This is a genomic window from Corynebacterium sp. HMSC072D12 (assembly GCF_001813925.1).
GTDB lineage: Bacteria > Actinomycetota > Actinomycetes > Mycobacteriales > Mycobacteriaceae > Corynebacterium > Corynebacterium aurimucosum.
Genome location: NZ_KV814392.1, coordinates 190,190 through 209,569 on the forward strand (window position 1 = coordinate 190,190; position 19,380 = coordinate 209,569).

A 19,380-nucleotide genomic window follows, 5' to 3' on the forward strand; every position below is an offset into this window, starting at 1 on the left:
CCTATCGTTGTTCTAGTTCATTCGTTGAATTTTTAACTTGCCCCAAGGTGTGCCACCGGTTGGGTGGTGGTGATTTGCGCGTCGGGAGGTTGCTAAAACGCATAAACCGCGTTCCTCCGCCTTTAGGTGGGGGAACGCGGTGTGTGGTGCTAGTTGTTCTTAAGCGAAGAACTTGCGGCGAGCAGCGAAAGCGCCAGCAGCGATCATGGCTGCGAAGGCCAGGGCGGCAAGGCCGCGAGCAACGGTGTTGGAGCCGGTCTCAGCGGAGATGCCGCGGGTCTGTGCCGGGGTCTGTGCGGCGGTGCTGTCAGCAATCTGGCCACCCTGGGCGATGACCTCGTCCTTGTTCTCCTGCAGCATCTGCTCGGAAGCAGCCTTCTCTTCGGCGGTCGGAGCGTCCTTCTGTGCAGCCTCCTGAGACTTCACGTAGGTCTTTCCATCCTTGGCCAGGTACCAGGTCACGCCACCGATGACGAGGGCAGCCGGCAGAGCCAGCCAAGCCAGCTGCTTCTTGTCGAAGTCAGTCTCGCTGGAGGAGGGGTCTTCATTGGTGGAGCCTTCGCCCTCGTTGGTGGAGCCTTCGTTGCCCTCGCCTTCCGGGTTTTCTGCATCGTCGGCCGGAGCATCCTCTTCAGGAGCTTCCTCTTCAGGGGCCTGCCGAGCCTGCAGTTGCTCCCAAGCCCACTGTGCCTGCTCTTCGGTCAGTTTGGTGGTTCCGTCCAGCTCGCCGTCCTCGTTGCGGTGCGCGTAGGTACCGTCGGCCTGCCTCTGGTAGGTCACGCCATCGAGTTCAAACTCGGCCGGGGCCGGGATCTGGGCAGAGGCAACGGCGGTGCCGCCGAGTGCGAGGGAACCAGCCAGGACGGCTGCGGTCAAAGTGCGGTTGATGTGCTTCATAAGTTTCTCCTTGTGAGGGTAGTGAGAGGGATTCAACCCAACGTGAACAACAATAGTCACAACTTTCACATCAGTCACAAGGGTTTGGAAGTTTTGCTCGCTAACATGGCGGACACCTCTCGCGCCAAACGGGCCGCGTGTTCGGCTTGTGAGGGCCCGTTCGGTTGCGTCTATGGGGTCTGTTGACCTGCAGAAACATGCGCTATGAAAACCGGCGAGCTGGGAAAATGTTCGATAGAAGCCTAATGGGCTGAGTGTCCCCCACTATGGGGGGTATGGCAGGAAGCTCTAGCCTTGGTCTGTGGCAGCTTCAGGCGTTTCGGCTACGCCTTCAAACTGCCATCCCACCACGGCATTGCGTACCGCCGCTGCCAGTGGGTTGGCTGGCTGGATGCAGCTGATGGTGAGCAGGCGGCCGGGCTGGGCATCGGCGCCCCAGATGCTCTCGTCCTGCTCGAGACCGTCCTTTGAGGGATCGTGCAGATCTGTCGCGGTGTATACCAGCCACTGATCAGCGGAGTTCTGCGTGCGCAGGTATAGCTTGTCGCCTATTGAAGCCTTGTGCTCGTCTGCCCGGCCGTCGTAGAGATTATTAAATACTGCCGGCACACCCGCGCCGGTATGGCCGGCGATAACCACGATGTCTTGAGCATCCGTACCGGGAAGTGAATAGGGCTTATCCTCCGCGGTATAGGTGCAGGCCTTATTCATCGAGTCCGGATTGATCTTGTTGTCTTTGACTCGGCAGGAGCCTTCTTCGAAGTCCGTGCGTACATCAATTGCTGGGATGTACATCTCGACTGCGGGGGAGGGCTCGATGACTGCGGCGGGTTCCGTGACTATGTCGGCGGGTTGCGGCGCGGGTGCTTCTGGTTCCTTATTGAACTTAAGCGCGGCGACAATCCCGAGGAACACCAACGCCAGAATCAGGAGGACCCCCATCCCGCGACGGCTGTCAGGCTGGTGATGGCGCGCTGCGTGGCGCCGTGGTGAAGTTCCTTGTTTTCTCGTCGGTGCTGTTCGTGTTGGTGTTTGTTGGGTAGGCGCCGACAGGGAAGCGGATCGCCGTGAAGGGGTAGCGGTCGAAGAGGGAGAAGTTAACCGTTCTTGGCTGGGGCGGCGTCGCGGCCGGTAGGCCGAGCGCTCAGGGGTAGCGTCCGCGCGGCCTTGAAGAGAGCGGCTACGGCGTGCACGCTCAGCACGAAGATCAATACGGATTCCTTCTTCCGGCAGGCGGTAGCTATCGCGCTGTGCCGAGTAGCGAGAATCCATGGTGAGCTCCTGAGAAGAACGATAATTAGAAAATTACAGTACTACTCGCTCAGTAACCATTCCTTAAGTGCGCGTTATGAATCACTTGTTACCGAAGCTCATCCACGCGTTTTCCCTCACAGGCGAGCTGAAAGCGTAGTGCGTAGGTGATGAGCCAGTGGGTGGACATGAAGTGGCCGTCGACAAGCTGCGGTTGTGCGCTGGCAGCAAGCGCCTGTGCGCGGGGTAGGACGGAGGCGTCGAAATGCTCAGCGAGTTCAACGAGCATCCACGCCCTGGTCAGCGCTAGGCCGAAGAGGTGGGCCAAACGGCCATCGGTTGGGTCGAGTACCTCAGGAATTTGTGTAAGAAAGTCCAGTGCCTCGGCGCGGTGGGGAAGAAAGCCGTCGAACCAGTGTGGGAAATCCGGCAGAACGCGCGACATGAGTAGCGCCTCCGATAGTCCGTTGGACAGGAAATCGTGCCCAGACAGCTCCCATTCGAGCGGGTAGTTGTGGTCGTCGCCAAAAAGGAGAACCGAGGCGAGCTGCAACAGCCAGGCGCGCCCATAGGGCATCTCATACCCGGGGTGTTCGACGAGGTAGTTGTATTCGACGGTGAGGGCTTGGGGGCTGAGGCGATCGTCGAGAAGCGCGGCAAGACTGGTGGGGGGACTCCGGTCCGAGAACCTCGTTTAGTAGCGTGCCTGAGTACTGCATGTGGACGCTGGAGTGCCAGTTGAAACAACCGTAGAAACTGGGGTGCAGCTTGCGGGGCGCACGTCGCAGTCTTCTGTGGAAGCGCTTGTGTGGTGCATCGCGGCGGGGAATTCGCGCTCGAGTGCGGCCGCAATTGTTTCCGCCCAGTCGCTGGCACAAGTTTCTAGCGAAGTCATGCGTTAAGTATGGCAAAGCTGAAGGTGGGGTGTGTCTTCTCTTGACTTCTGGGGTGTGCGTTTGAAATTGACCATCGAACGCATGAGCGACATTGTGGTGTTGATGTCCGGTCGCCCTCGTATTCTTTAGAGCAGGCATCCAAGAGGTGGGGGAATGCACGTCCGCACGCACGCGGTCTAGCAAGGGTGTCTGGAGCTACAGGCAACACTTCGTCTTGGGGGTTGCCATTATCGAAGAAGGGGGAACCTTGAGGTTCTTGGAACACAAGCCGACGACGTTTAGTAAGAGACAAGTACATCGAATAGGAAGTGCGTTACAGAATGGGGAAGCGGTTGATGAGGAACGGTTTGGTCTGTTCTTGGGCCAGCAATCAGCCCTGTGTGATGCGATAATTCAAAAAGCAGGTCAGACCATGGCACAACTTGATAATCGGTTGACGCTGAGTTCAGACTCGATTGTGGAGCCAGATTCAGATACATACTTCCTGGGTTCTCGTGTAAAAACACGAGACACGTTGAGGGAGAAGTTGAGTCGAATGCCGAGCTTTCCTTTGGAGAATATCCAAGACGTCTCTGGAGTACGGCTGGATCTCGACGTGACTCTAAAGGAACAATCGATACTGGCGGAGCTTCTTTCTCGAGATCTTATGAAGGCTGGGGCGAGGAAGGTAGAGCTCCGGGACATGCGCGAGGAACCGCACTCGGGCTATCGCGCGGTGCACCTACATGTGATGTCTGAGGCCGGGCGTGCAGAAATTCAGTTACGAACGGCGCTTCAGTCGCAGTGGGCAAACCTTTATGAAATGGCAGGAGACTTGTAGGGGAGAGAAATCCGATACCTCGAATTCGGCGGAAAAATTCCGGCAGGATTTGAGATTGAGACCCGCGCTTTGCATGAACTGTCCGAAGTCGTAAACAGGGTGGAAAAGCTCGTCGATATTCTTACTGAGCCTTTCGAAGGCAACCAACCTGCTGATACAACGCAAAGAGAAGCACGTCAATTGCGACGTAGCATGTACAAGATGCTAGATAAATTAATCCATGAATTCGAAGAACGCCGAGTTCAACGTGACGTGGAGGGAGAATAAATCGATGCCAGCCTATTTGATTAAATACCATCGACCGACAGGTGCACTGGAAGTAACTGAGTACGAATCCCTCATCGAGGGAACCCGCGCTCGTCATAGACTGGATCAAGTAAATAAGGATCCTGACGTCGAGATTGTGGCGATTGGCGCTAAGAATTTAGAATCCGTCCGCCATACGCACGCGCGCTACTTCTTCCGTGAGAAGACCGCGCCGCCGTACCCCTTTGTGGCTTAAAGCTTGAAGCTTTGAATAGCGCAGTTGGCGAATACTAGCCGCGAAGGATTTTCGCCATGGCCTTTCCTTTGGCTAGCTCGTCAACGAGCTTGTCCAGGTACCGAATATTCTGCATCAGTGGGTCCTCGATGTCCTGGACACGGTGTCCGCAGATGCTGCCAGTGATGAGGTGGCGAGACGGGTTCAGTTGAGGGGCCTGCTCGAAGAACTCCTCGAGGGTGATCTTTTGCTCCCGGACCCTCCCCAGTCCTTCAACCGAGTAGCCGGTAAGCCAGGTGATGACTTCGTGGAGCTCGCTGACAGTCCTGCCTTTGCGCTCCACTTTGTTGACGTAGTGCGGATAGATGTCGGCGAAGGGCACGGAAAAGATTCGATGAGGCATGTGGCGCAGTATATTCGTGGTCCTCGAAATGCGTGGAGGCCGTTCGGCGTCGCGGGTTAGCCGTGCCAGAGCGACGAGATTAGCATCGCCCAGTGGTTGTCACCTATTGGTAGGAATCGCCTGCGCTGTTGTGGTTCCGCAATGCTCCCGCTGCCGTTCTGCAAAGACTTTGTTGCCATTCTGCAAGGTTCCCATTGCCGTTCTGCAATGCTCCCGCTGCCGTTTGATCATGCTGTGAAACGCCAAAAAGAGGGCACCCTCGGCCGCTGCGAAGCGGTGTGAAGGTGCCCTCTTTTGTAAAGTCTGGGCGGGTGAGATAGCTGGGTTAGTTCCAGACGGGGGCATCGCCAAGCTGCAGCTCGGAGTAGCGCGCCTCCGGGACGGTGGCGGAGTAGGGCTTGCCCACGGCCTCCCATTCCTGATCAGCGTTGCAGCGAACGTCCTGCCCGTCGGTGTCGAGCATGGTAAAGCCCCACACCAGCTTGCCCTGGGAGTTCGCCGGCAGTGTGTACGGGCCAACCTCTTGGTTCAGCTTCCAGTGCTGCTCGTGGACATAGTTGAAACCGTAGGTCTGGGTCAGCACCTTGGCCAGTTCGCCCTCGCCCTTGATGGAGCCGGAGACCTCAATGGTCTGAGTGCGGGCCTGGGTCACGGTGTGGCTGACCGGCACGGACTCATCGTTGCGGTTGGCCACGCTGGTGGCATCCGTCTGCTTGAACCAGCGGCGAGTGGCGGTGACGTAGGTGCCGTTCTCACCGGGTGTTGCGCAGTGAGTGCCCGGCTTGAAATCATCGTTCCAACGCTGGGGCAGCTCGAAGTCCCCGCCGAAGTCAGCGGCGTGGGCAACGGGAGCGGCTGCCAGCAGGCTCAGCGCAGCGAAGACGCTCGCGGCAGTGCGCGCGATGGACTTCTTCAGCACGTCTTAGCCCCAATCGTTGTTGTCGCGGGTGGAGACCTCCACGTGGCGCTCCTTCGGCAGGGTAGCGGTGAAGGTGTCGCCGTTAGCCTGCCAGGTGTTATCGGAACCGCAGATGGTCTTCTGGCCCTCAAAGTCGGAAACCACCCAACCCGCGCGCATGACGGCGGTCTTGCCCGGAGCGATGTTGTACGGGCCGACCTGCTCGCCGACCTCGTAGGACTGGGAGTCGGTGTAGCTGGAGGAGAAGGTGAAGTTGATCAGATCCAGCAGCTTGAAGTCCACGCCGGCGGAGACGTTCCAGGTCTTGGTCTTGGTTTCCTTGATGGAGCGAGTTACCGGCAGCGGCTCGTCGTTGTAGTTGGAGATGGTCCAGGAACCGGCGGAGCCGTCGAAGTAGGTGCGCTTAATTTCGACGGTCTGGCCGGTGTCACCCGGGTTGGCGCAGTGCTCACCGATGGTGGTCGGGTTGGCCGGACCCAGGTCACGCGCAGGCAGGGCGTTGGCGGCCGGGGCAGCGATCAGGCCGCAGGCGATGGCCACGGCGGCGGTGGTGGAAGCAATCTTGGTCTTGAACATGTGGGTGTACTCCTTGGGGGATTAAAGGTGGATTAGTAGATGGTCTGGGTCGGGACTGGAAGGTTGCGGTACTCCTCCGGGGTTACGTCCTCGGTGCGGGTGGAGCCGTCCTTGCTCGTGATGGTGGCCTCCGCCCAGAAGCCGCTGGGAGCGGTGGTCTGCTTGTAGTTGGAGGTCAGGCTGTACTTGCCGTCCTTGCCGCAGTGGATTTCGCGGTAGTTGATGCGGGTCATGGTGGTGCCGTACTCCACGCGTACGCGCTCACCGGGGGCGAGGTCGACGTGCTCGAGTTCAGTTCCCACCGGCATGTAGGCGCGCTTGACCGCGCCGACGGATTCCAGCCAGCCCTTCGGGATATCGCCGCGGTTTCCGCGCCAGTTGGTGTAGGGGGCGTGCTCGGCGCCAACGACGAAGTCAGTAACCGGTGCGTATTCATAGTCGCCCTTGGACCAGTTGAGGAAGTCCGTGGAGTAGCCCGGCTTGCGGAAGGTCGGCGTCACGGCAGTGATATCCAGCGGGTACCAGGAGCTATCGCGACCCTCGCAGGTCTCGCCCTCCTTGGGCCAGGAGGGATCGCGCTGCAGTTCCTCGGAAGGCTGCATGATTTCATCCTTCTTCGGATCTGCGATCTTTTCCAGGCTGGGGCCGGATACGGAGGTGTAGTTGCCCTCGATGGGCTTGGAATTGGCGCCCGGGGAGCGGGAGGGAATCTCCATGGCCAGGTCCGAAACGGAGCCGTCCGCCTTGATGATGTAGGCAAAGGCATAGCGCTCGGCCGGGCCCTTGCCGCGGATAACGTTGGCGCCGGGCATGTTCTCTAGACGGTCGTCGTTACAGCCGACGAACATAGAGATGAAGTCCTTTTCCACCACGCCGTATTCCACGCGGAAGGATTCACCCGGCTTGAGCGTGATGGGACCGAAGGTTTCCTTCTCCTGCCAGCCGTTGGATAGCTTCAGTCCGATATCGGACTTGGCGGTGGTGTCCCACCCGGAAGGCATCGCGGCCTTGGAGTTGGCTTCAATCTTGTGGTTGGTGCCGGTTTCCACGGAGGCGGTATAGGGCACTTCTTGGTCAGTGGTGTTCTTGAACTGCAGAGTGCCGTCGCTTAAGTAACGGCGGCCGGTTTCGGCAAAGTGCCACTCCGGGGTGGTGAGGTCTTCGCCTGCTGCGCTGCAGCTCTTGTAGAGGTTCGTGATGGGGTAGGCCTGCGGCATCGGCGGAATATTGGCTGCCTGTGCTGCGGGCGCGATGAAGGCCGCGGTTGCCATCGCGGCTGTAGCCGCCAGCGGCGCGAGTGCGCGGAGTCTCTTGATGTGCACCTGGATACCGTCCTTAAAGAAACTCAAAGAATGATGGGGAACTAATTTAATCCTGAAACAATCTTAGGTGCCGAAACCGGAGGCTTTGAAAGCTGGACAAGAGATTTCCTAAGGTCTTGGGGGAAGTTGGCGGTGTCAATATGATGACTGCCAGTGTTTTGACCTTTCGTGCACAATAATTCGATTGACCCTATACGGGGTTGCCGAAATTTCAGGGTTTCAAACGAATCTGCTGGCAGTGAGCTTTGCTCGGGGAAGTTTCGTAGGAGAGCTGATGGTACTGATGCTCGCGCCATGCCTGCATTTCTCACCCCTAGGGTGAGAAGCGTGTGGCTGCGGCCGTGGTGGGAATGGGGCTGCGCTTGGCGACGTCCCCTTCACCCCACCGTCTGCTCTCCTGGTGGAGGGCGGGGCGTGAGACGGCAGATGCGAAAATATATTCCCATCGTGTTGTTAGTAATCCACCGCCTCGCGAACAATCGGGCAGGTCATGCAATGCCCGCCACCGCGGCCGCGCCCCAGCTCTGCCGAGCCGATCTCCACTACCTCAATGCCGGCAGCCCGCAGCTTCTTGTTGGTGTGCTTGTTGCGGTCATAGGCCACCACCACGCCAGGTTCAATAGCCACGACGTTGTTGGCATCATCCCACTGCTCACGCGCGGCGGTATAAACATCCCCACCTGTTTCAATGACCTCGAAGCGTCCAATACCGAGTGCCTGGGCTACGACATCGAGGAAGGAGTCGGTGGGCAGTTCGACGTCGAAAGGCGCCGTGCTTGTGGAGGGGTGCAACACGATAGGCCGGATGGTGTCCACAACCTTGGGGTAGGCGGTGACCTTATCGGCGTCCAAGAAAGTGAGTACGGTGTCCAGGTGCATTGATGCGCGGTCAGCGGCCATGGCGGCGATGATGATCTTCTCCGCCGCACTCTCCTCGAAGAGCCGCATGGCCAGCTGGCTCACGCCCTGCCATGTGGTGCGCTCACCCATGCCGACGAGGACGATGCCCTTGCCAATCGGCATGATGTCACCGCCCTCTAGTGCTGCGAGACCCGGCTCCTCATCGGTATTTCCGTACCAAAATTGGAAATCTGCCTGCGCAAACCGCGGGTGATAGTTGTAGATAGCCCGCGTCAGGAGTGTTTCCTGGTGGCGCGCCGGCATGCGCATTGGGTTGAGCGAGACTCCGCCATAAATCCACGCCGAGTTATCGCGCGCGTACTGCGTATTGGGCAGCGGGCGCAGCGCAAAAGCGTCAGGCCCGTAGATCTCACGCATGGCGTCGATGGTGCCGTGGCCTAAGCCTTTCGGGATTTCGGCGAAAGGCAGTCCGCCGATGAGGAGCTCTGCCAGGTGCGCGTTGGACATCTCGTTGAACCAGTGGAGCAGCTCGCCGCCGATGCCCACACCGACGTTCTTATCCAGCAGCTTGAAGTCCAAGATGAAGTCACGCCCGCCCGGGGTGGCCAGGGTCTCCTCCAAGAGCTTGTGCATCTCCAGCACCTCGACGCCGTAGCTGCGCAGCTTGGTGACGAACTCCGCGTGATGCTTCTTGGCCTCGTCGACCCAGAGGACGTCGTCGAACAGCAGCTCCTCACAGTTGCTGGGGGTCAGCCGCTCGTGCGCGAGCCCCGGCGCACACACCATGACTTGGTGGAGCTTGCCAACCTCGGACCACACGCCCAGCGGGGGAGTTGTCATCTGCGTGAACCTTTCTTCGCGCGCGGTGAACCGTGTCAGCCACGTGCGTAGTGAGAGGCGGCACCGCAAGGAGGAAGTGTGAACTAGATGACAATTCTAAGATAAGTTTGAACTTTTTCAAGCTCCCGACAGCGAGGAAAACCCACGTAGGCGCAGGTTTTGCGGCGGTTTGCATACTATTATCCGCGTTTATTCAGACGGTCCCAGCGCGCACACGGTGCGGTTTCACGCCGCGCTTGGCGACGCCCTCCCTCCACCACTTCGACAACACCGACGCTGGCAGGTGCTGCATTCCCCGGCGAGCCGGATGAATAACTTTGAGAGGAATGGAAACTCTGCGCGAATAGTAGAGATGTAAACGCGCGGGGGTAGGTGTGGCGTGCAGTCCGAGGGCGAGGGAGGCCTCGCTACTGGGCGTCGAAGTCTTCAGCTATAAGGCTTGCCGCGTGCTCGCGGAGGTAGTCACGTAAGTACGGCAAGGCGAAATCGACTTCGCCGTGGCCCGTGGTGGTGATCATTTCGGCGTCGAGAAGCCGGCGGCGATAATTGCCTACATAAGAATCAGTCTTATTGAAGCGTGCCTTGATATCCGCCATCTTGGAAGGGCCATCGCTTTGAGCCATGTAGACCAAAAAGCTTCGGTCGACGGGGGAGAGGTCCGACAGCGCTGGCTCATGAATAAGTTGGCCGAGCTTGCGCTGTGCTGTTGCGACTCCTCGCTGAGCAGCGTCGATAGAAATCTCGGTACCTCCGTCAGCGGTACGCGCCTTTTCCCTAAAGGAGCACTGGCCGACGAGCTGAATCATGAATGGATATCCATGGCATGCCTCAACCGCGGTTTCCAAAGCGTCCTGTGACCATGAGGTGGCGGCGCTGTGAAGGGGTTCCTCCAGTGCTTCACGTACATCCGAATCGGAGACTCTGCCCAGTTCAATGCGGTTGGCGCGTCGAAGAAAGGTGACTGGATTGGTGTCGCCACGACTGTTCAGCTTCCCGGAAAGCAGCGGTCTAATTGAGGACGGGATGCCTGCCATGACAACGGAAATGTCCTCACCCTCGCGAACTAAATGTTGAATCGTGGCGCCGAACTCTATGAGCTCCTGGCTGCGTTGGTGGTGCATTTCATCCAGTGTTACAAGTACCCCACCGGGCTCCTGGCGGGATTTCCGGTCTAGTTCACGTTTGTAGGCCAGTAAATCTTTCAGTGCATTGCGCAGTGAATATGTGGACTCTGCAATAGCTCGAGTATCCCAATTGAGCCCGCCTCCAATGCCGAGGATGGAGACGTTGAGGCCTTTGAGCTGCTTCCTCTCTTTAGCCAGAAGCTGAATAATGCTGCTACGCAGTCGCTCAACAAAACCGGTCGTTGCAGTGTCACTGAGCGTGAGCCAGCCGCGCTCGAGCGCTTCGTCTTCGAAGGCGTTTAGAAGGACTGTCTTGCCGATGCCGCGTGGTCCGATGATGAGTGAGATCCTCTCATGGGCACCAGGGCCTTCATCGAGTGCAAAACCGAAATCACGAATGGCATCGCTGCGGCCAACCAACAGCGGGGGAGTGGCGCCGAGAGTAGCCGTAAAAGGGTTGGTGTGTTTCGGATTCATGTCCCTCACTCTAGACCACAGAGCTTTTGAAGTCTTGTGAAGTTTATGAATTTTGTGAATTCTTTGAAGTTTATGAAGAGCTTTGAAGTTTGAAGAAAGGCCGCGCCGCTATCAATAGGAAGTGGCGGCGCGGCATGGAGCGATTGGGAAAGAAGCTGGTTTACCAGCCCTTTAAGGAGCATCTTTGGCGCAAGGGAAACTCCCCGGACATCGTCGTGGATGAATCGAGTTTGGGGGAGCGAGCATCCCGCCGGGTGGAACAGAAAGCGAGCACGTACTCACTCAGCAACATTTAACTGGCCACGTACTGTAAACGTATGACTCAGGACGCTTTGAAACCTATAGCGGAACTGCCCCGCGGTGAGTTCGCATTCCCTGGCCCGCTTCGCGACGCCCTCGTCACCGCCATCCTGAACAGCACCAAGACCACTACGACGTCCTTGTTGGCCGAATATCCGCACGGCTACAGACCGCAGGAGGACGTGGGCAACCTCGAAGCAGTCCTCGATTCACACGACAACGTTGTGTGCGTCATCTGTATCACCGAGGTCCAGGTCTGTCGGCTCGCCGACGTCAGCGACGAGCACGCCATCGCCGAGGGCGAGGGCTACATCAATGCCGACGAATGGCGCGCCGGGCATGAACAATTCTGGCGCTCACCCGAGTTCGTTGAATACATCGGGCAGTTAGACATCAACGATGACACTCAGGTGGTGTGCCAGCGTTTCACTGTCGACTCGCGGTACCCGACCAAGGGGTTGGTGCCGTGGAAGGCCGAAACCTAGGAGAGGCGGTACACCTCGTAGTCATCCGGCACACCTGCGCCGGGAACGTGCTGCAGACCGAGCTTCAATGCTAGAGCAATCGAAGCCTCGTTGGTGGGGTCGATGATGGCGACGACAGGGAGCTGCGGGAAACGTTCTCGCGCACTGGCAATCGCAACGGACGCAGCCTCCTTGGCAAAGCCCTGTCCCTGTGATTCGGGTGCGAAGCGGTAGTAGAGGTTGAGTACTTCTTCACCAGCTTCCTCGCTATGGCGCACACCGGTGAAACCAATAGTGCTGCCATCAAGCGTGGACACCACGTAGTAGCCCAGCTGCTTCTCTCGCCAATTGGCTTGCCATGCGCGTGCCAGCTCCACGGCTTCCTCCCTAGTCTTCATAGCCAGTTCAGGGCGGTGCTCGTAGGTGCGGGCATCCGAGTGAATGGCGAAGATGGCGTCAATATCGGCATCCGTCGGCACCGCAAGGAGAAGCCGGGGAGTGCTCAGAGCATGAGTATCATTCATTGTGATTTCCTGACGTTGGAGATGCTGTCAAGTCAGGCTACCTAATTTGTACGCGCGAGATGCAGTCGATTTCTGCGTTGGGGCAACCTTATCGTTAAAGCTGGTTATCGGGTGGTTGCCTTTAAAGGCGCAGCAGCCTACATAGTCGTTCACCGACAATCTAGGCGCTGGTGCGGCTGGTACCTGATGGACGGGTGCAGTTTGCCGAGCTTTCTGCTCCGCTAAGTGAGCAGCCTCAGCTGCTTTCCGCTCTGAACAGCAAGCAGCCTCAGCGTGTGATCCTCACGAACGCTGGGATCGGGGGGCGTACCGAGGCTGCCGATCCAAAAATCCCTGAATGGCGCCCTGTAAAGAGAAAACCATCTCTCTACCGGGCGCTTTTAGTAGCGGGGCGCACGAAGCCTACCGCCCAAAGTTCTGCACAGCATACAGCTTGCCATCAGCACCGATGGCCATGCCGATGCCCACGGACGTGGCTCGGGGGTCGAGCAGGTTTCTGCGGTGGCCGGGGGAGTCCATCCACAGCTGGACAACGCGGGCGTCGGAGTAGTCGCTCCATGCCTGGAGGACGTTCTCGCCCCCGGCTGGCAGGCCGGCGGGGTAGTGGGTCCAGTAGTTCGGGCGGTGTCGGGTCTTGCCATCGCGGCTTAGGGTGTTGGCCCAGTCTTGTGCGAGGTTGGTCAGATTCGTGTCAACACGCAGCGGTGCGAGGCCATTGGCCACGCGTTGGGCATTGGTTTGCTTAATAATGCCTTGCACACTGGCGGATGCGCGGGGAGCTGGGGCGGCTGGGCCGCTAGCAGAGGGCTTTGTATTGAGGAGCGCGGCCGGGGCGGAAGAACCGAAGGAACTAGCAGCCTGAGCAGGGGTGTTGAGGGAGCCAGCGAAGAGTGCTGCGGTGGCAGCAATCGGGACGACAATTTTTGTGGCGGTATGTCTAAAGTGGAGGCGGAACATAGTGGGCACCTCTTTCTGCTTCAGGGTTAAGTGGCAGCTTTTTGCCGCGTACCGATCGGTACTTTCACTTAAAATTAAAGCTCTCTTTGGCGCAGAAAGACCAGTTGACCAGCAGTTTTAAGCTTTGCCTTTATGTTTGTCGCCTTTCATGTCTCGCCCCTTAGGCTTCTTTAGATTTCCCCTACTTTCGGCCCGACTTTGTAAAGGTTGAGTCGATTGTTTCAGTCAGTGGGGGTAATGTGCGGGGGGTGCTCGCTCAGGATTGCAGCCTTGTGTTCAGGGGTTTTAGGTGAAAAGGGGGCAACTATTGTTGAAACCTTGGCCGTTTCTTTGTAAAAGCATGGAGACTTTCTGTGAACGTATAGCGTGCACTTATGTGTAGTGGGGTGGTACGGCAAGTGAAAGTGCGACGACGAGCGCGAATGGGCTTGAGCGCGGGGCATTTGTCCCGTTTGAAGATTAGGAAAGATAATACTGCTATTGGGGTGGGCTATTTGAGTGAGGTGTGGCGGTTGCCGGTATATCAAGAAGGGCCGCTCGGAAAGCTTGCTCGGCATGGCAGTACGGTGAGTAGCCGAGCTAAGCAGCGGGATCGGCAAAGCCCCGCATCACGTCAGATTACGCAATGCGGGGCTAGTTCGGCGCTACAGGTTCAGCGCTAGGAGCGGGTGAGGGAGTTTACTTGATGTCCTTTACCACGTCCGGGTTCTTGTCCAGCCACTCCTGGACGGCCTCCAGCTCCTTGCCCTCGCCGTACTCGTTGACCACGAGGTCTTCCAGGGTGCCGTACTGTTCATCATCCAGCTTCAGGCCCTTGAGCCACTCGGCCACCTCAGGGTTGTCCTCCTCGAAGCCGTCGCGGGCTAGCCAGTGCAGACCCTCGGTATCACCCAGGGTGCCCTTCGGATCCTCGAGGTCCTTGACTGGGAACTTAGCGTTAGCCCAGAACGGACGCCATAGGGTGACTACGATGTCCTCCTCAGCGTCGGTAGCGGACTTCAGCTCAGAAAGCATAGCCGGGGTGGAAGAGGTGGACAGGTTGTAGCCGTCCAGTTCGTAGCCTTCGATGGTCTCCTGGGAGGCCTTGGTCAGGCCTGCACCCGGCTCGATACCCACGACCTGGCCGCCGAAGCGGTCAGCCTGCCCCTTCAGGTCTTCGATGGAGTTGACATCATCCATGTACTCCGGCACTGCCCAGGTCAGGCGGGCATTTCCGTAGTAGGCGCCGTAGTCCTCAATCTTGTCGGAGTACTTGTCCATGTACTGCTTGTGGGTGAATTCGGACCAGGCAGACGGGTAGATGTCGATGTCGCCGGAAGCGAGGGCGGTGTAGACCACGGCGGCGTCGTTAAGCTGCTCGTGCTCAACGGTGTAGCCGGCCTCCTCCAGCTTGTTCTGAAGAAGGTGGGCAGTGGACAGGCCATCGGTCCAGGACGGAATGTAGCCCATGGTGATGGTGCCCTTGTCACCGTCATTGTCGGAGCCAGATGCGGAGTCCGAGGAGTCAGAGGAGCAGGCCACGAGGGAAGCGCTCAGCGCGAGGGCAGAGACGGTGGCCAGAATCTTACGGGAGAACATTTTTGATGGTCCTTTCAGATATCGAAATGGTAATGATAGGCGCGGTGCCACTCACGCCGGAGGTTTAAGCGTCATTGAGCTTGGGCAAAGCATCGCCATGGGTACCGAGCCACTCTTGGACGGCTTTGTCTTCGTCGCCATCCTCGTACTCGTTGACGATGAGGTTTTCGAGGGACTCGTACTGCTCCTGATCCAAAGTGAGGTTCCCGAGGTAGTCAGCGACGTCGGGGAACTGCTCGCTAAAGCCCTTGCGTGCGAGCCAGTGCATGTTCTCTGGCTCTCCCATGGAACCTTCCGGATCCTCTAGGCGCTTGATGTCGTACTGGCTGTTGGCCCAGAAAGGGCTCCAGAGGGTGACGACGATGTCCTCTTGATTGTCGATGGCATTTTCTAGCTCAGCCAGCATCGCTGGGGTGGAGGAGGTTGCCAACGTGTAGCCTTCATCCTCCAAGCCATAAGCATCGACGGTGTTGGAGGACAGCTCAGTCAGGCCTGCACCGGGTTCAATTCCGACGATTTTCCCGCCGAAGCGATCCGCCTGCCCCTTGAGATCAGAGATGGAATTGACATCGTCCATATAGGTGGGAACCGCGAAGAAGCTTTCGGCCTTGTCGTACCCAATTCCCAAGTCTTCGAGGTTCTCGCCGTACTGGTCCATGTATTTCTTGTGAGTACGCTCGCTCCATGCCAGCGGGAAGATATCAATGTCACCGTTATCGAGTGCGGTGTAGAACACGGCGGCGTCGGAGAGCTCTTCGAGCTCTACGTCATAACCTGCTTCGGTGAATTGTTCTTTGAGGAGGTTGGCCCCGGATACCGTATCGGTCCACGCAGGCATGTAGCCGAGGGTAAGAGTCTTATCCTCGCCCGAGGAAGAGCAGGAGGCCAAACCACAAGCTAAAGCCGCAATAGAAACGGCGGCCACTATCTTGTTTTTCAACATTGTGAGTCCTTCTTGTTCTTTGTGTTGACTGTTTTCGGTCTGTCTAGGGTTTCTCCGTGCGCGGTATTACTTGCGCACCAAGTTCAGAATCGAGGCCGGGTAGCTCTTGAGCGAACCCAGAGCCGCGGTGAGGCGGTCAAGGAAGACAGCCAAGATAACCACCGCGAGGCCGGCTTCAACGCCCTGAGCAATATCCAGGGTGGAAATAGCGGAGACCACTTCCTTGCCCAGGCCGTCCGCGCCCACCATGCCGGCGATGACTGCCATGGACAGAGAGAGCATGATGACCTGGTTAATACCGGCCATGATGGTCGGCACGGCCAGCGGGAGCTGGATGCCCTTGAGGATCTGCCAATTGGTGGCACCGTAGGACTTGCCGGCCTCTACGGTTTCGCTATCCACCTGGCGGATGCCCAGTTCGGTCATGCGCACACCCGGAGGCAGCGCGAAGATGATCGTGGAGAAAATGCCCGGGACCACGCCGATAGAGAAGAATGTCACCGCTGGGATGAGGTAGACAAAGGCCGGCATGGTCTGCATGAAGTCCATGATGGGGCGGATGATCGCGCTGGCAGTGTTCGACTTTGCTGCCCAAATGCCCAGTGGAACCGCCAGGATGGTGGCAGATAAAGTGGCGATGAGCACCAGCGACATGGTCTCCAACATGGTGTCCCATTGGCGCATGCACATCACCAGCAAAAAGCCCAGGGCGGAGCCGATGGCGAACTTGGGCGAGCGGAAGAACCAACCCAACAACGCCAAGATGACGAGCATGATGATGCCAGGGACGGAGAGGAGCACCTCTGAGAAACCGTCAATGAGGAAGCTCATGATGGCGGAGAAGGCGTCGAAAAGCACAGCGGCGTTATCGGTGAGCCAGTCAATGCCGTCCGAGACCCAATCGCCCACGGGGATGCGGGGCAATGCGTTTTGATCCATGGCTTAGTTCTCCTCTCCAGTGGTGTCGATGTCACTCGATGCGGCGGACAAGAGAGTCACGCGCGGAATAACACCGGTGAACTTGCCGTTGCCGTCGACAACGAGCAGAGGGGTCGTGGTGTCGGCGGCATATCCGAAGAGCTCCGCAATGTTCTGGCCCTCATGGACAATGTGCGTGGTGCTGGAATCCAGCGGCAGCTCGCTGTTGCCGTTGCGCACCGCCTTGGCGATGTCCTCTTCCCAGACCACGCCGGCTGGTGTGCGGTCGGCATTGAGCACCACGAGCCAGGAGTTTTGAGATTCGCGCAGGAGCTTTTGCGCGGTGAGCGGGCCCTGGCTCGCGTTTAGGGTGTTCTGTGGGCGTTCGACGATATTCTCCGCATTGAGTACGCGGGAGCGGTCGACATCCTTAACGAAGTCGGCCACGTAATTATTGGCGGGGTTTTGCAAAATCTCTTCGGCGGTACCAATTTGTTCCACCCGGCCGTCGCGCATCATGGCGATGTGGTCACCAATACGCATGGCTTCGTTGAGATCGTGGGTAATAAAGACGATGGTCTTGTTGAGGGAAGCCTGCAGGTCGATGAGCTGATCCTGCATGTCCTTGCGGATGAGCGGGTCCAATGCGGAGAACGCCTCATCCATGAGCAGGATGTCTGTATCTGCTGCCAGCGCACGGGCGAGGCCCACACGCTGCTGCATGCCGCCGGAGAGCTCGTCTGGCATGGAATCAGCCCAGCCTTCGAGCCCCACCATGGCCAAGGCTTCCTCTGCCTTGGCCTCACGCTCTTGCTTTCCGACGCCCTTGATTTCCAGCCCATACGCCGCGTTCTCACCGACAGTGCGGTGGGGTAGCAAAGCGAAGGACTGGAAGACCATGGAGATACGGTCGCGTCTTACAGCGCGTAGCTCCTCTTCCGACATGGCTGCTAAGTTTTGGTCGCCAATGAAAATCTCGCCTGAGGTGGCATCCCACAGACCGTTGATCATTCGGATGAGCGTGGACTTTCCGGAGCCCGACAGGCCCATAACAACGAAGATCTCTCCCGGTTCAACCTCAAAGCTGGCATCAATCACCGCGGCGGTGAGGCCCTGCTCGCGGAGATCTTCACGAGTAGACCCATTCTTGAGGGATTCCACCCCTCTCTTGGCATGTTTGCCAAAGACCTTGTACAGATTCTTGGCAGTAATCGCTGCCATTTCCCCTCCTTGCTGCGGGAATCGCTAACTCGTCCACCGTGTCATGACATCCAGATTGTTTCAACCAAAAAATCAGCTTGCGGACAGGTTTTGCAGTTAGCTGCGCGCTCGCGGCGCGTGTTGTGAAGAGTGCAGTCCCATGCCTGAGTGCTGCGGATACTTAGGGTTCTGACGTGGTGGGGGAGTCCACCAATCTCAAGCGAATAACGAAGCTATAACAACTTCCTGTTGTCGAGCTGGACCTTGCGGGCACGGTGCGCTGCTAGGCTCGTGCGTTATGGCACTGTGTGATGCGCCGATGCTTGTCGACGGCGGCCTCGGAACCCACCTTGAAGCCCAGGGGCATGACATCTCTGGCCCGCTGTGGTCGGCGCGGGTGTTGCGGGAGAACCCCGCGCTCATTGAGTCTGCGCACGTGGACTTCTTCGCCGCCGGCGCGCAGGTTGCTACCGCGGCCTCCTACCAAGTCACCTTCGATGTGCTTGGTGAAGAAGCGGAGAAGCTTCTTCGCCGCAGCGTCGCAGTGGCCCGTGAGGCGGTGCGAGTGGCCGTCGACAAGCGCACTGCCCATGGTGATCTGCTGGTCGCTGCATCCATCGGCCCCTATGGCGCGGGTCCGGGGAAGGGGACGGACTATGACGGTGCTTATGATCTGCGTCGCGGTGAGCTACAGCGCTGGCATGCCCGCAGGGTAGCGATACTTGCGGATACGGACGCCGACTTCCTCCTTGCGGAGACCATTCCCAACGTCGAGGAGACGGCCGCATTGCTCGAGCTCCTTGAGGAGCAGCCTAAGCCCTTCGCACTGAGTATTACCGGCGCCATCGCGGCGGACCCCGAGAAGTTCTCGCGGGTTATTGAGCTTGCCAACCAGTCGCCGCGACTGGGAGCTCTGGGCGTAAATTGCGTCGACCCATCACGGGCATGCGCGGTGGTGAAGCAACTGCGAAGCGGCACCGATAAGCCGCTTCTGGCCTGCCCCAACAGCGGGGAGAACTGGGACCACGGCGCTTGCGACTGGCAGCCTGCTCCTGCCGGCGCTATGAACCTGACCGACGCAGCGGTGGAGCTTCAGGCTGCAGGCGTTAGCTTGCTGGGCGGCTGTTGCCGTGTGGGGCCTGCCGAGATTCGGCAGTTGCGCAGCGTCATCAGTTAAGCCGGGGCCGGCAATGCCGAGAAAAACTGTGGCGCGGGAGATAGAGTGTTCCTGTGAAAAAGTTTCCTCTCCTTGCTGCAACAGCAGCACTACTCATCACAACACTGTCCGTGCCTGCTGCTAACGCCGAGCTGACCCAAACTGAGCGGGACCAGTTCCGCACCGATCCCGTCGGGGCGATTGCTTGGCAGGCTATTAAGGGCTCCTCGGAATACGTGCGCGCCGATGGCAACACCATGATGGCCGCGTCCTTCTTCTCCATGACTTCGCCTGGGGAGAGTATCGGCCTGCCAGCCCTGGAGAACTGCGCCGAGCGCGTCGGCTCCTCTTCGCCGGCAGGCGGTGTGCGCTACGTGGCGGCTGCCTTGTGCGCAACCTTCGACCGGAATGCCCGCAGTCAGGTGCAGCGCGGTGACTTTGGCTACGCGCCGCTGGGCTAAGCCGCGCCGTAT

Annotated in this window: 20 protein-coding genes and 1 pseudogene; 5 read left to right on the forward strand and 16 right to left on the reverse strand. The window is 58.6% G+C overall.

What is annotated here, in order from left to right; all coding sequences use genetic code 11:
* Positions 1-159: 159 nt before the first annotated feature.
* From HMPREF2943_RS04480 to HMPREF2943_RS12725, 4 genes and pseudogenes are all read right to left on the reverse strand, one after another.
* Positions 160-897 (reverse strand): hypothetical protein, encoded by a 738-nt coding sequence (locus HMPREF2943_RS04480; RefSeq protein WP_070710906.1) that lies wholly within the window; start codon positions 895-897, stop codon positions 160-162.
* A 288-nt stretch (positions 898-1,185) separates the two neighbouring features.
* Entirely contained in the window at positions 1,186-1,839 is a 654-nt protein-coding gene (locus HMPREF2943_RS04485; protein WP_236659319.1) for a sortase family protein, read from the reverse strand.
* Between the two features lie 418 nt (positions 1,840-2,257).
* A pseudogene (locus tag HMPREF2943_RS04490) lies at positions 2,258-2,821 on the reverse strand (DUF2891 family protein); the annotation flags it as partial.
* Positions 2,727-3,182, reverse strand: coding sequence for a DUF2891 family protein (locus HMPREF2943_RS12725; protein WP_168166179.1), 456 nt, complete (start codon positions 3,180-3,182; stop codon positions 2,727-2,729). The pseudogene HMPREF2943_RS04490 and the gene HMPREF2943_RS12725, both read right to left, overlap by 95 nt.
* 274 nt (positions 3,183-3,456) lie before the next feature.
* Here HMPREF2943_RS12725 and HMPREF2943_RS12620 point away from each other — a divergent pair, with 274 nt between their 5' ends.
* On the forward strand, positions 3,457-3,864 hold the full coding sequence (locus HMPREF2943_RS12620) for a nucleotidyltransferase family protein (RefSeq protein ID WP_246815740.1): 408 nt from the start codon (positions 3,457-3,459) through the stop codon (positions 3,862-3,864).
* Positions 3,865-4,084: 220 nt separating this feature from the next.
* A complete protein-coding gene (locus HMPREF2943_RS04500; RefSeq protein WP_236659317.1) occupies positions 4,085-4,366 on the forward strand; it encodes a hypothetical protein in 282 nt (93 codons plus the stop codon).
* 34 nt (positions 4,367-4,400) lie between these two features.
* Here HMPREF2943_RS04500 and HMPREF2943_RS04505 read toward each other — a convergent pair whose 3' ends face one another.
* The 6 genes from HMPREF2943_RS04505 to HMPREF2943_RS04530 all read right to left on the reverse strand — a co-directional run bounded on the left by HMPREF2943_RS04505 (position 4,401) and on the right by HMPREF2943_RS04530 (position 10,867).
* Entirely contained in the window at positions 4,401-4,748 is a 348-nt protein-coding gene (locus tag HMPREF2943_RS04505; RefSeq protein ID WP_070446309.1) for a DUF2200 domain-containing protein, read from the reverse strand.
* 325 nt (positions 4,749-5,073) lie between these two features.
* Positions 5,074-5,667: a hypothetical protein gene (locus HMPREF2943_RS04510; RefSeq protein ID WP_070710907.1), complete on the reverse strand. Its 594-nt coding sequence runs from the start codon at positions 5,665-5,667 to the stop codon at positions 5,074-5,076.
* 3 nt (positions 5,668-5,670) lie between these two features.
* On the reverse strand, positions 5,671-6,243 hold the full coding sequence (locus tag HMPREF2943_RS04515) for a hypothetical protein (RefSeq protein WP_070710908.1): 573 nt from the start codon (positions 6,241-6,243) through the stop codon (positions 5,671-5,673).
* 32 nt (positions 6,244-6,275) lie between these two features.
* Positions 6,276-7,514: a hypothetical protein gene (locus HMPREF2943_RS04520; RefSeq protein WP_371325758.1), complete on the reverse strand. Its 1,239-nt coding sequence runs from the start codon at positions 7,512-7,514 to the stop codon at positions 6,276-6,278.
* 504 nt (positions 7,515-8,018) lie between these two features.
* Positions 8,019-9,266, reverse strand: a complete 1,248-nt coding sequence (locus HMPREF2943_RS04525) for an arginine deiminase (protein ID WP_070710910.1) — start codon at positions 9,264-9,266, stop codon at positions 8,019-8,021.
* A 407-nt stretch (positions 9,267-9,673) separates the two neighbouring features.
* A complete protein-coding gene (locus tag HMPREF2943_RS04530; RefSeq protein WP_083315647.1) occupies positions 9,674-10,867 on the reverse strand; it encodes an ATP-binding protein in 1,194 nt (397 codons plus the stop codon).
* Between the two features lie 317 nt (positions 10,868-11,184).
* Here HMPREF2943_RS04530 and HMPREF2943_RS04535 point away from each other — a divergent pair, with 317 nt between their 5' ends.
* A complete protein-coding gene (locus tag HMPREF2943_RS04535) occupies positions 11,185-11,652 on the forward strand; it encodes an ASCH domain-containing protein (protein ID WP_070644315.1) in 468 nt (155 codons plus the stop codon).
* Here the strand turns inward: HMPREF2943_RS04535 and HMPREF2943_RS04540 are convergent.
* The 6 genes from HMPREF2943_RS04540 to HMPREF2943_RS04565 all read right to left on the reverse strand — a co-directional run bounded on the left by HMPREF2943_RS04540 (position 11,649) and on the right by HMPREF2943_RS04565 (position 17,772).
* Positions 11,649-12,155 carry a GNAT family N-acetyltransferase gene (locus HMPREF2943_RS04540; RefSeq protein ID WP_070644312.1) on the reverse strand — a complete coding sequence of 169 codons (507 nt, stop codon included), beginning with the start codon at positions 12,153-12,155 and terminating at the stop codon, positions 11,649-11,651. The genes HMPREF2943_RS04535 and HMPREF2943_RS04540 overlap by 4 nt on opposite strands.
* Positions 12,156-12,557: 402 nt before the next feature.
* Positions 12,558-13,112: a CAP domain-containing protein gene (locus HMPREF2943_RS04545; protein WP_070644310.1), complete on the reverse strand. Its 555-nt coding sequence runs from the start codon at positions 13,110-13,112 to the stop codon at positions 12,558-12,560.
* A gap of 678 nt (positions 13,113-13,790) precedes the next feature.
* The gene (locus HMPREF2943_RS04550; protein ID WP_070644309.1) at positions 13,791-14,690 is read right to left on the reverse strand and encodes a glycine betaine ABC transporter substrate-binding protein; all 900 of its coding nucleotides are present in this window, start codon (positions 14,688-14,690) and stop codon (positions 13,791-13,793) included.
* 64 nt (positions 14,691-14,754) lie between these two features.
* On the reverse strand, positions 14,755-15,633 hold the full coding sequence (locus HMPREF2943_RS04555; protein WP_070644306.1) for a glycine betaine ABC transporter substrate-binding protein: 879 nt from the start codon (positions 15,631-15,633) through the stop codon (positions 14,755-14,757).
* A 66-nt stretch (positions 15,634-15,699) separates the two neighbouring features.
* Positions 15,700-16,572 carry an ABC transporter permease gene (locus HMPREF2943_RS04560; protein ID WP_070446289.1) on the reverse strand — a complete coding sequence of 291 codons (873 nt, stop codon included), beginning with the start codon at positions 16,570-16,572 and terminating at the stop codon, positions 15,700-15,702.
* Positions 16,573-16,575: 3 nt separating this feature from the next.
* Positions 16,576-17,772 carry a quaternary amine ABC transporter ATP-binding protein gene (locus tag HMPREF2943_RS04565; protein ID WP_070446287.1) on the reverse strand — a complete coding sequence of 399 codons (1,197 nt, stop codon included), beginning with the start codon at positions 17,770-17,772 and terminating at the stop codon, positions 16,576-16,578.
* A gap of 277 nt (positions 17,773-18,049) precedes the next feature.
* Between HMPREF2943_RS04565 and mmuM the strand changes: the two genes are divergently transcribed.
* Positions 18,050-18,928 carry a homocysteine S-methyltransferase gene (gene mmuM / locus HMPREF2943_RS04570; protein ID WP_070710911.1) on the forward strand — a complete coding sequence of 293 codons (879 nt, stop codon included), beginning with the start codon at positions 18,050-18,052 and terminating at the stop codon, positions 18,926-18,928.
* Between the two features lie 53 nt (positions 18,929-18,981).
* A complete protein-coding gene (locus tag HMPREF2943_RS04575) occupies positions 18,982-19,368 on the forward strand; it encodes a hypothetical protein (protein WP_070644297.1) in 387 nt (128 codons plus the stop codon).
* Positions 19,369-19,380 lie beyond the last annotated feature (12 nt).

What these genes read in the sequence shown, in the direction of transcription:
- HMPREF2943_RS04520 (WP_371325758.1), bottom strand. Translation starts at nt 7,514, where the DNA reads ATGGCAACCGCGGCCTTCATCGCGCCCGCAGCACAGGCAGCCAATATT.
- HMPREF2943_RS04480 (WP_070710906.1), bottom strand. Translation starts at nt 897, where the DNA reads ATGAAGCACATCAACCGCACTTTGACCGCAGCCGTCCTGGCTGGTTCC.
- HMPREF2943_RS04545 (WP_070644310.1), bottom strand. Translation starts at nt 13,112, where the DNA reads ATGTTCCGCCTCCACTTTAGACATACCGCCACAAAAATTGTCGTCCCG.
- HMPREF2943_RS04555 (WP_070644306.1), bottom strand. Translation starts at nt 15,633, where the DNA reads ATGTTGAAAAACAAGATAGTGGCCGCCGTTTCTATTGCGGCTTTAGCT.
- HMPREF2943_RS04515 (WP_070710908.1), bottom strand. Translation starts at nt 6,243, where the DNA reads ATGTTCAAGACCAAGATTGCTTCCACCACCGCCGCCGTGGCCATCGCC.
- HMPREF2943_RS04535 (WP_070644315.1), top strand. Translation starts at nt 11,185, where the DNA reads ATGACTCAGGACGCTTTGAAACCTATAGCGGAACTGCCCCGCGGTGAG.
- HMPREF2943_RS04530 (WP_083315647.1), bottom strand. Translation starts at nt 10,867, where the DNA reads ATGAATCCGAAACACACCAACCCTTTTACGGCTACTCTCGGCGCCACT.
- HMPREF2943_RS04485 (WP_236659319.1), bottom strand. Translation starts at nt 1,839, where the DNA reads ATGGGGGTCCTCCTGATTCTGGCGTTGGTGTTCCTCGGGATTGTCGCC.
- HMPREF2943_RS04565 (WP_070446287.1), bottom strand. Translation starts at nt 17,772, where the DNA reads ATGGCAGCGATTACTGCCAAGAATCTGTACAAGGTCTTTGGCAAACAT.
- HMPREF2943_RS04525 (WP_070710910.1), bottom strand. Translation starts at nt 9,266, where the DNA reads ATGACAACTCCCCCGCTGGGCGTGTGGTCCGAGGTTGGCAAGCTCCAC.
- HMPREF2943_RS04500 (WP_236659317.1), top strand. Translation starts at nt 4,085, where the DNA reads ATGAATTCGAAGAACGCCGAGTTCAACGTGACGTGGAGGGAGAATAAA.
- HMPREF2943_RS04560 (WP_070446289.1), bottom strand. Translation starts at nt 16,572, where the DNA reads ATGGATCAAAACGCATTGCCCCGCATCCCCGTGGGCGATTGGGTCTCG.
- mmuM (WP_070710911.1), top strand. Translation starts at nt 18,050, where the DNA reads ATGGCACTGTGTGATGCGCCGATGCTTGTCGACGGCGGCCTCGGAACC.
- HMPREF2943_RS04550 (WP_070644309.1), bottom strand. Translation starts at nt 14,690, where the DNA reads ATGTTCTCCCGTAAGATTCTGGCCACCGTCTCTGCCCTCGCGCTGAGC.
- HMPREF2943_RS04505 (WP_070446309.1), bottom strand. Translation starts at nt 4,748, where the DNA reads ATGCCTCATCGAATCTTTTCCGTGCCCTTCGCCGACATCTATCCGCAC.
- HMPREF2943_RS12620 (WP_246815740.1), top strand. Translation starts at nt 3,457, where the DNA reads ATGGCACAACTTGATAATCGGTTGACGCTGAGTTCAGACTCGATTGTG.
- HMPREF2943_RS12725 (WP_168166179.1), bottom strand. Translation starts at nt 3,182, where the DNA reads ATGCCTGCTCTAAAGAATACGAGGGCGACCGGACATCAACACCACAAT.
- HMPREF2943_RS04540 (WP_070644312.1), bottom strand. Translation starts at nt 12,155, where the DNA reads ATGAATGATACTCATGCTCTGAGCACTCCCCGGCTTCTCCTTGCGGTG.